General features: G+C 37.2%; 14 protein-coding genes. 1 reads left to right on the forward strand and 13 read right to left on the reverse strand.

Features of this window, described 5'->3' with window-relative positions; translation table 11 throughout:
- Positions 1 to 3: 3 nt before the first annotated feature.
- A complete protein-coding gene (locus MKX29_RS21880; protein WP_224936290.1) occupies positions 4 to 222 on the reverse strand; it encodes a DUF1659 domain-containing protein in 219 nt (72 codons plus the stop codon).
- 294 nt (positions 223 to 516) lie between these two features.
- On the opposite strand from MKX29_RS21880, the gene MKX29_RS21885 reads away from it, so the two are divergent.
- Complete coding sequence (locus MKX29_RS21885; protein WP_095373446.1) at positions 517 to 798, forward strand: phage holin family protein; 282 nt, start codon at positions 517 to 519, stop codon at positions 796 to 798.
- A gap of 214 nt (positions 799 to 1,012) precedes the next feature.
- Here the strand turns inward: MKX29_RS21885 and MKX29_RS21890 are convergent, their stop codons facing one another.
- The 12 genes from MKX29_RS21890 to MKX29_RS21945 form a co-directional block, all read right to left on the reverse strand.
- Positions 1,013 to 2,212 (reverse strand): NAD(P)-dependent malic enzyme, encoded by a 1,200-nt coding sequence (locus tag MKX29_RS21890; RefSeq protein ID WP_341107776.1) that lies wholly within the window; start codon positions 2,210 to 2,212, stop codon positions 1,013 to 1,015.
- A gap of 150 nt (positions 2,213 to 2,362) precedes the next feature.
- Positions 2,363 to 3,322, reverse strand: coding sequence for a VOC family protein (locus MKX29_RS21895; RefSeq protein ID WP_341107778.1), 960 nt, complete (start codon positions 3,320 to 3,322; stop codon positions 2,363 to 2,365).
- A gap of 18 nt (positions 3,323 to 3,340) precedes the next feature.
- A complete protein-coding gene (locus MKX29_RS21900) occupies positions 3,341 to 4,126 on the reverse strand; it encodes an SDR family NAD(P)-dependent oxidoreductase (RefSeq protein WP_095373449.1) in 786 nt (261 codons plus the stop codon).
- A 33-nt stretch (positions 4,127 to 4,159) separates the two neighbouring features.
- Positions 4,160 to 4,669: an aromatic-ring-hydroxylating dioxygenase subunit beta gene (locus MKX29_RS21905; protein ID WP_095373450.1), complete on the reverse strand. Its 510-nt coding sequence runs from the start codon at positions 4,667 to 4,669 to the stop codon at positions 4,160 to 4,162.
- Positions 4,670 to 4,697: 28 nt separating this feature from the next.
- Positions 4,698 to 5,999, reverse strand: a complete 1,302-nt coding sequence (locus MKX29_RS21910) for an aromatic ring-hydroxylating dioxygenase subunit alpha (protein ID WP_341107780.1) — start codon at positions 5,997 to 5,999, stop codon at positions 4,698 to 4,700.
- A gap of 59 nt (positions 6,000 to 6,058) precedes the next feature.
- Positions 6,059 to 6,841, reverse strand: coding sequence for an aspartate dehydrogenase (locus MKX29_RS21915; protein ID WP_095373452.1), 783 nt, complete (start codon positions 6,839 to 6,841; stop codon positions 6,059 to 6,061).
- Positions 6,842 to 6,857: 16 nt separating this feature from the next.
- On the reverse strand, positions 6,858 to 8,303 hold the full coding sequence (locus MKX29_RS21920; RefSeq protein ID WP_341107782.1) for an aldehyde dehydrogenase family protein: 1,446 nt from the start codon (positions 8,301 to 8,303) through the stop codon (positions 6,858 to 6,860).
- A 29-nt stretch (positions 8,304 to 8,332) separates the two neighbouring features.
- Positions 8,333 to 10,054 carry a thiamine pyrophosphate-binding protein gene (locus MKX29_RS21925; RefSeq protein WP_341107784.1) on the reverse strand — a complete coding sequence of 574 codons (1,722 nt, stop codon included), beginning with the start codon at positions 10,052 to 10,054 and terminating at the stop codon, positions 8,333 to 8,335.
- Between the two features lie 26 nt (positions 10,055 to 10,080).
- Complete coding sequence (locus MKX29_RS21930; RefSeq protein WP_341107786.1) at positions 10,081 to 10,872, reverse strand: SDR family oxidoreductase; 792 nt, start codon at positions 10,870 to 10,872, stop codon at positions 10,081 to 10,083.
- A gap of 27 nt (positions 10,873 to 10,899) precedes the next feature.
- Complete coding sequence (locus tag MKX29_RS21935; RefSeq protein ID WP_307314255.1) at positions 10,900 to 11,814, reverse strand: VOC family protein; 915 nt, start codon at positions 11,812 to 11,814, stop codon at positions 10,900 to 10,902.
- 137 nt (positions 11,815 to 11,951) lie between these two features.
- Positions 11,952 to 12,479, reverse strand: a complete 528-nt coding sequence (locus tag MKX29_RS21940) for a cupin domain-containing protein (protein WP_095373457.1) — start codon at positions 12,477 to 12,479, stop codon at positions 11,952 to 11,954.
- Between the two features lie 132 nt (positions 12,480 to 12,611).
- Positions 12,612 to 13,883, reverse strand: coding sequence for an MFS transporter (locus MKX29_RS21945; protein ID WP_095373458.1), 1,272 nt, complete (start codon positions 13,881 to 13,883; stop codon positions 12,612 to 12,614).
- Between the last annotated feature and the right edge of the window lie 593 nt (positions 13,884 to 14,476).

Raw genomic sequence — 14,476 nt, forward strand, 5'->3', positions numbered from 1 at the left:
GTATTATTGTAAAATATCATGGTTGTCATTTCTTTGGATAGAAACGAGTGGTGATTGTGCTAAAGATCCATACGCCTCAGCAAATCGATATAATTGGTCAGCCGTAGTTTCTGATCTCACATGGCTAAAAGTTTTCACCTTATACTCCGCTTCTCCCTTTTCATTTACACCTGTTTCAAAACTTAATCGTAGCTTTGAATCAACTAAAATTGTTTGTGCCATATTCTCTTCCCCCCTTTCACTTCTTATATAAAAGTTAAAATGCAAAAGAGACAGGCTATCATCAGATAAATTAATACTGAGCTACTCACAAGGTGCTTTCATTTATTAGAACTTTTGAGATTGTTCCACTCCTATTACACACAGCAGATCACCTAAAAATAAGCATTTATTTATTACTATTTCTAGTATTTTTCAAAAATAATACCTTTCTGCTTCTAAACTTAGTGCAAGCGAACAAGCAATCTTATGCGGTTTTCATACTATATTTAATAGCCGGAATAAGGAGGTGGTGACATGAACCTTGTGCAATTTTTGAACCAAAATTATTTTGTATTAATACCGGCGCTTTGGCTCATTGGACATGCACTCAAACAGACCCCTATTATCCCTGATTGGACAATCATTTGGATTTTGTTTATTTGTTCTATCGGTATTGGGAGCATCGGATATGGTTTTTCATTAGAGGCGATTGTTAACGGTATTATTGCAGCAGGTATCGCTGTTTTTGGTCATCAGGTTTTGAAACAAACAAAGGAAGGGATAGTGATAAATAAAAAAACAGATAACGAGGGCTGATATTTGAGGAGGTATGGTGTTCGTGAGAGTAAAGGCTACCGGCATGTTTGGTAGCTTTTATTTTGTTTCTAATTGGACATAAAAAAGACCACAAGTTTAAATGGCTTGTGGCCAAAGTAGATCAAAAGATCTAATAGGGAGGAGATCTTACACAATTATAGTATGTCCACATCTTTATTTTGTTTGGACAAACATCCCCGGCGAATTCATTATTTTATATAAAAATTGGTTCTCTATATGCATTTCTAGTGACACCAGTAGAAATGGCTGCTTCACTAACTGCTTTCGCCACATTATGTGCTACATTGGTATCAAATGGATCTGGGATAATATAGTCTCTAGTAAGTTTTTCTTCGTTAATCATACCTGCTATTGCATAAGCAGCCGCAATCTTCATTTCCTCATTAATCACTTTGGCTCCTACATCTAATGCACCTCTAAAAATCCCTGGAAAAGCTAATACATTGTTCACTTGATTAGGAAAATCAGACCGGCCGGTACCAATGATGGCTGCTCCAGCATCTTTGGCTTCCTCTGGCATAATTTCTGGACTAGGATTAGCCATCGCAAAAATTATCGCATCACGATTCATTGTTTGTACCATTTCTTTAGATAATACACCTGCTGCAGAGACTCCAATAAACACGTCTGCCCCATTAATTGCCTCTTTTAACGTACCCGATAGAGACTTACTGTTTGTTATTTTGGCTACCTCTTCTTTAATCGCGTTCATCCCTTCCTCTCTTCCGCTATAAATCATTCCTTTTGTATCACAAAGAATTATTTCGCCAACATTTAATTTTCTTAATAATTTAATAATTGAAATCCCTGCTGCACCTGCACCATTAACGACTACTTTTATTTCATCAAGCTTTTTCCCCACAACCTTCAAGCTGTTGATTAAACCAGCTACTGTTACAATTGCCGTACCGTGTTGATCGTCATGGAAGACAGGAATTCCGCATTCTTCAATTAATCTTTGTTCAATTTCAAAACATCTAGGTGCAGAAATATCTTCAAGGTTCACCCCTCCAAATGAGGGCTCTAATAATTTGACCGTACGGACAATCTCATCTACATCATTGGTCTGAAGACAGATTGGCACAGCATCGACATTGGCAAACTCTTTAAAAAGAATCGCCTTTCCCTCCATTACAGGTAAAGATGCCTGTGCACCTATGTTTCCAAGGCCTAAAACGGCACTACCGTCTGAAACGACTGCGACCATATTGCCTTTACTCGTATATTCATAGGCTGACTCTTCATGCTCAGCAATCTTTAAGCAAGGTTCAGCTACACCTGGAGAATACGCCAAACTTAAATCTTCTTTCGTTTTTACTGGCACCTTTGTGCTAATACTAAGTTTTCCCTTATGCAAACGATGAAGCGCTAGTGCTTTCTCCTTTAATTCCATCATATAACCCTCGCTTATTTTTTTATTTGAAAATTCAGATAATAAAAACATCAACTATTGTTATGCAATCACCTGATAAGTATTTCCTTAAAAAATTGAGAGAAGCAACCTTGTATACCTCTTCATTTACAAAGCGCTTCCCAATATTGTTTAATATTTTTCTAACAACTCAATGATGACTTTAAAAGTTGAAGTTGTGTCCATATAAGCATATCTGCCTTTTCCGTTATAAAAATTACCTCTTTGAATAACAGGATAGCCCATTTCTTCTAGAAGTGTAATCTTTTCATCCATATCTTTTACAACAAAGGATATATGGTGAACACCTTCTCCAAATGATTCTAAATGTGTCTTCCATGTGCTTGGCGCTTTTCCAGGCTCTATTAACTCAATTTCTAATAATGGTGTTCGAATGAACATATAGCGACTATCCGCTTCCGTTGCTTCACCGTTATAAACAACTTTTGTTATGTCACTATGACCTGATTGAATCACTTCTGGTTTTTTCACACCTAGCAATTGACAAAACTTATCTGCTGCTCTATCTAAATCTTTAACCACGATAGCAAGTTGTTCCACAACATTTGTACCTAAAAGTGGCTTTTCTTCTCCCGCTTTGTATGTAGTATCCCTAGGTTCGGCACTCTCTAATAATTCAATCAAAGTTTTCGTTTCATTCGCTGTATCAACATAAATGTACCTTCCATCACTTGATGTAAACTCACCTGATTGAAGAAGTGGATAACCATTTTTTTCTAGGTTTGGCAAATGATTTTGAATCATATCAACATCAACCGCAATATGATGGATTCCTTCTCCTGTCTCATTGAGAAATTCGCGCATTGTTCCCGGCTCCATATTAGGTTCTATGAGTTCAAATTGAACAGTCGGTGTATTTAGGAATGCTAGTTTACTTTGTGAAGCGGTCGACTTTCCTTTATATATTACTTTAGAGACTTCCTCATCACCTGTTAGGAACCAGCCAGGATTAGGTATACCTAACAGTTTTGAAAAATCAGCCGAGGCTTTTTCAATATCATTGACAACAAATGCTAATTGATTGACCTCTGTACTACCAAGAAGTGGCTGTATTTTCGTATTCGATGCCATAATCATTTATCTCCTTTCTTAACTAAGACCTCTGATGGCTAGGCCGCCATCACTCGAAATGACTTCGCCAGTAATGGCGCGTGATTTACTCGAAGCTAATAATAAATATGGACCAACATGATCATCAGCATTCATTGCGATTCGTAATGGATTTCTCGTTTTTATGCTTTTCGCTTTCGTATCATTGTCGATTTCTTTCACAAATGGTTTTAAAGGTGGGATGACATTAAGTGCTGTTAATGTCCCACCAGGGGCAACTGCATTCACTCTTACGTCTGGTGCAACCTCAAAAGCTAATTGTCTCATTAAACCAATTTGCGCATGTTTACTAGCGGTGTACCATACTCCACCACCATCAGGGTAAAATCCTGCACCTGAAACGGTGAAAATGATATTACCTTTTGTCTTTTGCAATTCGTGAAGGGAAGCTTTCGCACCGTTGAAATATCCTTTAACATTAATGTTCATTAATAAATCATAAGCATCATTCATTGCTTCAGCAGTCACATTTTCGAATTTTGCAAATCCATCGAATACCCCTGCATTAGCAATAAAGACATCTAGTCCCCCAAATTTTTCAACCGCTTGATATACCGCTTTTTCGTGGTCTTCAAAAATAGTGACATCTCCTTCTATACAAATCACCTGCTCACCATATTGTGCCTTGATAGCAGCTAATCCGTCTTTTGAGCGATCAAGAATCGTCACATTTGCTCCTTCATTCAGAAATGAATCCACCACAGCTCTCCCAATACCTGATGCCCCTCCAGTTACATAAAGCGAGCGACCACTAAACTCTGCCATCTTAGTTGTCCTCCTCTCTTCCTTGTGAATAAATTAAATAAAGATTGCTAGATTTCGAGTATTAATTGTTGTTTGATCCACGATAAATACCCGTTTCGATAGCTTCCATTTGCCGTTCTCGAACTTGAATTCATCACGACGCTCTCCTGAAATAATATCGTGATGGATATCTGTACTTCTACTTCTATAAAGAAGTAAATAACTATTCACTGACGCAAATTCTTCCTCTTTATAATCTTCCAGTTTTACATTACTGACAAAACGTCGAGTTCGAGAAGGTGGAATTTCCGCCCAAGCATAATCTGTTTTTAAACGATCCACTCTGAGTTTTAGCAAGTCAATATCATCATCAAAACAAAACATATCTGTCGTATAATCAGGTCGCTCTGTTCCTTCCTTATTTATACGGACTGGCATCTGATACTTCAAATCTTGATGCATCAAACTGAACCAGCCATCAAAATCGATATCATCCAATAATTGTGCTTCTTTATATAGCCATTGTTCAAATTCATAATTTGCAAGCATTTTTTCCATACTCATTTCATCTATCTCCTTCCTTCAAGAAAATTTAGCTATTCATTAGCTCCAACCAGTATTTATAAAAATTTCTTTGGTTCGCTTCAGAGAATTTATCATCATAAGCAACTCCAGGACCGATAAAGTCTACTGGTTTTCTATGCAGTCCCATTGTGTAGTTATAAGTTAAATTTTTCATTACTGGCATAGGGCCTTTTGCTGCGGCAGTAATGTCAGTAAATACTTCCGTATCGTCTTGTTCAAAAATGCCTGATGGGCTGAATGTAAGGACAAAGGATTCACGTGAACGTCTCTTCCAATCTTCAGGTGCATTTTTTTCTACTAAAAACCAAGCAATCACTTCCATTTTGTCGTGATCGATTGGTCGCCATAACCTAACAGTGGTATTGGAAATCAATTGCCTTTTTACTTTCGTATGAGAAATTAAGAAAGATAGATGTGGAAAGATGTTCCCGATCATATTCTTCAAGTTACTTAATACTTCAAACTGTTCTGACGATAAATTCGATTTATATTCTTCTATTAATTCTTCTGGAAAAGCAAAATCAGGATTTGGTGTACCAAGATTTAGTCCATGGCCATTTTCACTATGAATTTGATAACCCATTTTGGAATACGTTGCAGAGGGTACCATTCCTAATTTAGCAATTGAACCATGTGTCACCATTGTATGATAGGAGTCACCAACAAAATTATCAGCACCAATCTTCCAATTCGAATGAATCACGAAACGTTGCGGAGCACCGAGAACTTCCATTTCAGCTCGACCTACTAATATATCAAGATACCATTTAAAATCTCCTAAAAAATCATCTAATGATTCTGCCTCATCATTCCAAGTACCAAATAACAATCCTTTATAGGATTCAATTCGTACTTCTGTTAAACCCATAGTAGATTTATCTAGCTCTTCACCATAGATGTTTTTTTGTAGTGGAACACCAATTAAATCACCATTGTTTTTAAAGTTAAATCCATGATATGGACAAACAAAAGCAGATTTATTCCCTTTGTCTGCACGACACAACTTCATACCACGATGCGTACACATATTGTAAAATGCCTTGATGCTGCTATCTGCATTTCTAGATACAATAATTGAATATCCGGCTAAATCTCTCAGCATATAATCATTTTTATTAGGTATTTCTGATTCATGACCAATAAATATCCATGTTTTCATAAAGACTTTTTTATGTTCAAGATCATAAACTTTGGGATCAGCCAACACGTAGGCAGGTATTTCTCCTACTTCCGGTTTGACCGTATCATTCAAATGTTCCAATAATTCCGATTTTGTCATATCCTCTATGTCTTTTGCCGTTTTAATCATAATAATCCCCCTTCTTACCAATTGATTCATCGATGTCACAAAGATTATTGTACTAATTCTTACCCCACTTTGATAGATTGATCCTTATGTTTCAATGTTGAGAGAACACTTAAAGCTGCTAAGTAACTTGTCTTTGGGTTGTTTGGCATCGGATCATTTTCAACCACTAGTTTCACTTTTCCAAACGCCCCTTTAGCTGTAATCTCATGACTATTTTTCGTTGCTTTTGGATCAGCAATAATCTTCACTTTTGTCTCTTTTGAACCAAGTCCAGCTAATGATAGAATAATTGATACGTTAATATTCTTAGGAAACTGTTTAATCGCTTCATAGGCATTACCTTCAAATAAGACTGTTTTATTCTCGAGAGTAACACCGTTTAAGGCATGCGGTGGCTTCGTTGTTGTTAACGATACTTCTTGTAAAGCACCAATAGCCTTAGCAGCTTTTAATATATCCAAGCCTCCTACTGCACCTGAAGGTAAATGAATCGTTGTCCCTTGTTCTTTACAAATCGTTTCTAATTGGAGAAAATAGTCGTTATCAGAAAATGCGCCAACACTGCTCACAACAAGATCTTTACCATGTGTGAGAACCGATGTGGCATGGGCTCGAACAACGTCTACAGTAGCTGCTTCAACTATCACATCTATATCTGAAGCAATCAACTCATCGATGGATTGGTAGCTTCGCAAATCATACTCTTCAGCCAGCTCATTTGCTTTCTCTTGATTTCTTGTATACAATCCAACGAATTGTGCGCCATCTACCAATTTATCGCTATTGATAGATTGTAGCAAAAATTTTCCGATATTTCCTCCACCTATTAATCCCAGCTTCATTTTTTAACCCTACTTTCTAATTCGCGAATCCATAAGTGTCTGCAAAAAATTCCAAGCTACAGTGTCTCGTTTCGCGTGAAATACCACTTTCTTTTAAACCAGGAAAATCTAAATGAAGGTCCTGGAATACAGTATGGTTATTGATAAATACAGCACCGGCTTCTAATTGATCAGCAAACGCAATCGCTTTCTTTTCATTTTCTGTCCAAACAGACGCACGTAAACCAAAATGGCTATCGTTTGCAAGCTTTAATGCTTCTTCATTTGTTTGAAATGAGAGAATCGGAATTACTGGTCCAAATTGTTCCGCTTGAACAATTTCGCTATTTTGATTAACACCAGTAATAATAGTAGGTTCAATAAAGTATCCATCATTCCAACCTTCTGGATCAATTTTGATTCCACCTGTAAGGACTTCTGCCCCTCCATCTTTCGCTCTCGAAATTAACCCTTTCACATAATCATATTGTGATTGATTATTTAACGGTCCCATCTCTACATCTGGTTGAATCCCACTACCAATCCGAATATATTGGAACTTTTTCCTTAATTTTTCCACAAGCTCTTCATAACGAGATTCATGCACATATACCCTTTTAACTGCTGAGCATACTTGACCAGCTGCTCGTAAGATACCAAATCTTAACTTAGTTATTAATTCATCATCGAGTTTCGCATCTTCCAAGATGATGGCTGCATCATTCCCGCCTAATTCCATGAAGATGTTTTTCACATTGCTAGCTGACGCTTTCATAATTTCTTTACCCGTTTCCGTACTACCAACAAAGGCAACTGTTCGTACACTAGAATCTTTGCAAAGTGCATCTCCTATTACTGAACCTGACCCTGTTACAACATTCAATACACCATTTGGAAAGTATGAAGCGACTTTTTCTAGAAATGTCATAATTGTTAGCGGACAACTTGTAGCTGGTTTAACGATGACTGTATTACCTGTTAAGATAGCAGGAATAACACGCTTAAAGGTTAAAATCATCGGTGAATTCCATGGAGAGATTACCGCAGTTACCCCTCTCGGCCTTCTACGAATTTGCACTTTTTGTTTTCCATCTAATGACTCTGGTTGCCACCAAGTTAATAATTCATCGGACGCTTCTCTCATAATGTCGACACATCGAAGTAAATCTTTCTTTGCTTCAACTAATATTTTACCATTTTCCCTTACGAGTAAATTCACATTCTCTTCAACGATTTTTTCAATCGCTCCTGCTGCTACCTTCATTTTTTCTGCGCGTTCGTGAATATCTGATTGAGACCAAGATTCGAATGCCGTCACTGCTGATGTTATCGCTTTATCTACATGCTCCTTTGTACAAAGGGCAACTTCTCCAACTACTTCTTGCGTATTTGCTGGATTAATGACTTCTTTTTTATTTTCCGCTTCCAACCATTTACCATCAATTAAAAATTTTCCTGAAACTTTAGGATATGTTGAAATCATTATGCTTCCTCCTTTACTCAGATGTTTACTTATAACTTCTTCGGTTTAAACGCATCAGCAGCACCAGGAGGTCCCTCAAAAGGTTTAGCCATTGGCCCTACAGCTTCCATATCTACAACGATGATTGTCGGATTAACACTTTTTGCCGCTTTATTTATTTCTACGGCAAATTCATCACTTGAATGAATTCGTACCGCATCAAATCCCATAGACTCTCCCAATTGCACAAAATCAGGACTTAGTAGATCAACAGCTACTTGACGACCGTATGCATTTTGTTGGATATTACGAAGAACGCCATAACCACCATCATCAAATAAGATAACAATAAGTGGGAGAGCCTCCTCGGCAGCAGTCGGCATTTCACCAACATTCACCATAAAGCCCCCATCACCAGCCATTAAAACCACTTTGCGATCCTTTGCAGCCATTTGAGCACCAATCGCTGTCGGTAACCCTTGACCTATTCCACCACCGGAAGCATGAATAGATGTTCTCGGTTCAAGAATCTCGAACAATCTGCTGCCCCATACATTAGCTTGTACTGTCACATCTCGTACGAGCACTGTATCTTTCGGTAATGCTGCTCTCATTTCGTCCATTATTTGTTCATATGGACCTAAAGTTGCTCGTAATTTTGCTCGTAATTTTTCTCGTAGTTGCTTTACTTCAGCCTTATACGATGGTTTATCTTGAACATCTTTTGTCTGTAATTGCGTGACAAAGTGATTTAAAATATCCTTCGCGTCTCCAACAAGTCCATAACTACAAGGGTAATTTCGATTTATTCCTTGCCAATCGGCATCAATTGCAATATGATTATTCGGCACTTCAACCTTCCAATTTGACGTTTCATTTCCTCTAAATCTCACACCGACACTAATTAACAAATCCGCATTTTTGAGCATTTCTTTCGTGTCTGGATAGGCAGCAAAATGACCAATACATTGAGGATGATCTTCAGGGATGCTTCCTTTTCCGGATTGGCTCGTAATAACAGCAGCTCCTAGCTGATTAGCCAATCTTGTTAACTCTTGGGATGCATTTGCTGAAATGACACCTCCACCAGCCCAAATCACAGGACGTTTCGCTTTAGCAACCAATGAGAGAATATCTTCAGGAATATATGTATTTGAGTTAACTTCCGGAGTTTTTACCGACCAGTCTTGTAAATGCAGGTCAGGAATAATCGCAGATTGATAATCAATGGGGATTTCTAACGAAACAGGACCAGCAGGCGCAGTTTGAGCAGTTACAACAGCCTGCCTTACCACTGCTTTTGCTTGATGTGGCACTCTTAAGCGCATCGCTTGTTTAGAACATCCTTCTAACATTGATAATTGATCTTTACATTCATGAATATAGCCACGGCCAGTACCTAAATAGGGGGATGCTACTTCACCAGTTAGATGCAGAAGTGGTACACCTGCTGCCCAAGCCTCAACAAGTGCGCCTGCTGCATTACCTGCGCCTGTTCCTGTACTTGTAATGACAACACCTAACTCTCCTGTAACACGTGCGTAGCCATCGGCCATATTTACCGCGCCACTTTCACCACGTGCACATACAAGATGGATGCTTCCTTCTCGTAAAATGGCATCATAAATCGGCATATTATGTATACTTACAATTCCAAATGCTGTCGTAACGCCCGCTTTAACAAGCTCTTGAACAATCGCATCAGCAACCGTAAAGTTCATCTCCGAGTTATCTGTTACACCCGCTGTCTCCATTTGCTTTGTTTCTGTCATAGTATCTTCCTACCTTTTTTGTGTATTTATAACGCCTTTCCTAATGCACCTGCTGTTTCAATAGTTGAGCCAGCGACATAGCTTGCATGTTTGGATGCTAAAAATAAAATCACACTAGCTACTTCTTCTGCTTCTCCAACACGACCAAGTGGTATATTTCTTTTCTTCGCTAAGTCTGCATAATAACTTTCTGGATCCATATCGGGTGCATTTTTCTTCCTTCTTCTCTCCCATTGATCCGTTCTAATTAAGCCAAGACTTACAGAATTCACAAGAATATTATCACTCGCCAGTTCTTGCGATAATGTTTTACTTAAATTAAGTAATCCTGCTCTTGTCGCAGCTGTTGCAATCATATGCCTTTCTGGTTCTTTCGCGAGCGTAGCATTTATATTTATTATTCGGCCGCCGCCACGCTTAACTAAGTAGGGATGAACAGCTTTTACAGCGTGGATGATAGCAAAATACTTTAATTGAATTTGTTGTTCCCATTGATCATCAGTAACATCAAAGAAATGTCCCATTACACTTTGCCCTGCTGCATTGACTAAAATATCAATACCTGAAAATTTTTCTGCCACACCTTTGACAAAACGCTGTACATCTTCTTTATTCGTTACATCACATGTTTCGGCAAAAATGCGATCAGCAGATGCTAAATCATTTAAATATTTCTCTGCCGTATTTTTTCTTGTTTCATCTCTACCACAAATAGCAACTTTAGCACCTTCAGCTAGGAACATCTCAGCCGTTTTCAATCCAACACCTGAAGTCCCCCCCATAATAATTGCTACTTTATTATTTAATCCTAAATCCATTACACTCTTCCTTTCTTAAGTCAGCCATTAAATCAAAGATTGTAATTTTGCCCAGCCTGGATCTGGTTTTCCCCCCATTGCTGCACGTGCTTCTTTGGATGGTGGCCCAGCAATCCCCCATTGATCCATTAAGTGTGGTACACGTTTCCATACTCTTGCTTTCCATTCTGCTTCATCCTCAATCGTTTCAAGATAACAAGTGTATTCCATAACAAAATTACCTGGGTCTTTGAAATAGCAAAAGATATTATCTCCTGGTCCGTGTCTACCTGGTCCCCATAGTTCATTCAATCCAGCTTTCCGCACATTAGCAATGCCACGCATGACCTCATCTACTGTATCAACTTCGTAAGCAATATGATTGACAGATGCATGACCCTCTTGATTAAAAGCAATGGAGTGATGTTTTCGATTACAACGTAAGAACACCATTTTATCTTCACTCCAGTCTGTCACTTTAAAGCCAAGAATATCTGTATAAAATTCTGTAATCATTTGTAAATCAGCGGTATTCATTACTACATGATTAAGTTTGACTGGATCTACATTTTTTTGATTCCAAATAGATGTATGAATTTCAACCCACGTCGATAATTCAATTACACGATTTTCTGGATCAGCAAAGCGGAGACCATAACCTTTACCTTCCTCATCTAAATAGCCCGGTGCTTGCACAATCGGTACGCCTTTTTCTTGTAAATATTCTGCAGCACGGTCAACTGCATGCTTATCCACCATGCCAAATGCGATATGATGAAGAGCACTTCTATCTCCACTGTGCAAGCTAAGAATATGATTCTCAGGTCCTGCTCCTCTGAAATAAACCGTTTGTTCATCCTCAGCCGTTTTGTCTAATCCCCAAACTTTTTCATAAAAGGCTGCTTGTTCTTCAATGTTCGGAGTAATAAGACTGATATGTCTTAAATGGGTAATACCAATCATCTTGAAACCTCCTCTATAAATAAAGCGAAAGTTCGTGGTAAATGTTTCGCTCGTTACAAATTATTGGTGAATATAGAATGTTAATAAAAATCGGTAAGGATAGACCATATGAGATTGGTCTTCCTTACCTCACTTAATTATTTATCTGCAATAATTGCTTCTCTTTCTTTCGCTCTTTGAAGACGAAGTTCTTCTAATTCGCTCCCTTTAACGTAAGTTGGCAAATTCGGTTTAACTGCACCAAGCATAACCAACATTAATGCTTCTTCGTCACCATCATTATGAATCCCACGATATACGCCAGGTGGGGAACTGATACAATCACGCTCGTTTAAACGAATTTCATGAACCTCATCACTATCTACTTCTTGAATCAACGCTTTTACACTTCCTTTAATAATGAAGAAAACTTCTTCAACATCATCATGTAAATGCAATGGTCCAATACAACCTGCAGGTAATACCATTGTGCTTAATGTAAAGTGCTCAGCTGCAATAACATTAGAATCAGCATTTGCAGTGGCTCCACGACCAATATATCTCATTTGTGCTCTTTTAAATCTTGGGTCAATTTCTTCTTGGAATTTAAGAACATTCCAATCTAATGAACGATCCTGTAATCTTGCTACATGCTTCTTTTCAAATTCTTTAACATCAAATGCCATTTTCAAAAACACTCCTTTATGTTTTATATTAGAAACACTGTTTCTCCTATAAATCAATTTTAAAATCTGTTAACAAAAAAGTCAACAAATTTTGAGAAAATTTTAAAAAGATAAATAGTTGGAATGAAACGATTAACCTACTATTGACTGGTTATTATGAACAACCCTTAACTCAGTTGATTCCCGCTTAAGAGTAAATAAATAAGCAACAAAACCTAAAGTGGAGGCAAAAATTAACACAATGATTGATGTCCCAAAGTCTCCGTTTGATAAATCTCGTAAATATCCCATAATATAACTGGCGAAACCACCCATAATATTAGTAAACCCCATCATACCTGCTGCTCTACCAGCGGTTTCAGGTGTAGAGAATTTCACAATAAATAAATTACTTAGATGGAAGACGCCACCTTGTGTACCCATAGCTAATCCCATGCAAATACCTGCAACTATCGCGTTAGGCGACATAATGCCACCACATAAAAAGATTGTTGTTAATGCAAATAAAATGGTCGCCATCAGGCTTGGGCGGTTTGTCTTATCTGATAAGTAACCACAAATAAGGACAAATCCTAAGGCAAATAACCAAGATAAGGATGTAATACTACTCATTGCTTCCCTAGAAAAACTCTTCGCTTCGATTAAATAAGTAGGTAACCATATACTAATACCAAAAAATAAGAAGGAAGACATCAGCATTCCAAACCATACAATCCAGTACCTATAGTCTTGAGCAAAATTTTTCGATCCATCTTTTTTATCAATCGGGTTTTTCTCACGTATATAGGCAAGCTCCTCATGTGTAATCCCTTTATGCTCTTCTGGTATATCTCTTGTAAGAAAATAAAAAAGTGGTAGTACAAGCAATAAATTAAAAGCAGCGAGTAGGAAAAATGCAGCTTGCCAATGGAGACTAGCAATGATAGCGGTTAGCATTAATGCACCAACAGCCGGCCCTAAATAGTTACCAGATAACCATGATGCTTGTGCTTTTCCTAATTCTTTATAATGGAACCAGTTAGCAATGAATTTTCCACATACAGGAATCATCATTCCCTCACCAAACCCAAGAACGATTCTTGACAAGATAAACATCTCATATGTAGTCGACAAGCCAGCGGTAATCATCGTAATGGTCCAAACAACCAAACCTAACATTGCTGTTTTTCTGGCACCTAGTTTATCAATAATTACACCCCAAAATAGGTTTGAAACCGCATAAGCAATTGTGAATATAAAAGTGATGAAACCAATCTTGGCATTTTCACCAGCAATCCCTAAGTCACTAAGAAAATCAGCATCTGTTTGAATAATAGAAATACCAAGCTTGTCAATTTGGCCAAAAAACCAAAAGAAGAATATCGGTACAGCAATATATAACCATCTTTTCTTTCCTGTTAACATTCTTTACCCTCCTATCATATGTGGAAAAAATCACTAATTAACAAAAATCACCTCCATATAAATTTCGATCCATTCAAAACTTTGTTTTTTATACAAAACAAAGTTTATATAATCTTAAAATTTTTAAAAAATTTTGTCAATACAGATTGTTATAAATTAAAACTATTTTCACTATACTTATAATGAAAATTGAACATCCCAACTGATTTCACTTATTTTAATAGTGAATACGTATTATTTTAAAGAAGCCCAAAAAGATTCGAAATTTTAGTCACTTTATCAGGTGATTTCATATATTTTTTAGAATCTATTTAATTTAATGATCTTTTTTATTGTGAACTATTTATAAAAAGTGAGTCCCTGCCAATTAAAGGAACGACAAATGAAGAGGTTGATGATGAGAAGTAATATATTAATCTAGTAGATTAATTTGTAGAGTTATTACTATGAGAGCAACACTAGGGGAAAGATTGTACATATATAAAAAACAATTACTCTTTCATACCTAAAGAAAGATAAACTGGAAAGAAGTAAGTTTCATGTGAAAGAAAAAGGTAAATCCAATAAAAAAAACCCGAATCAATTATGATATG

Source organism: Cytobacillus sp. FSL R7-0696 (assembly GCF_038006865.1).
GTDB classification, from domain to species: domain Bacteria; phylum Bacillota; class Bacilli; order Bacillales; family Cytobacillaceae; genus Cytobacillus; species Cytobacillus kochii.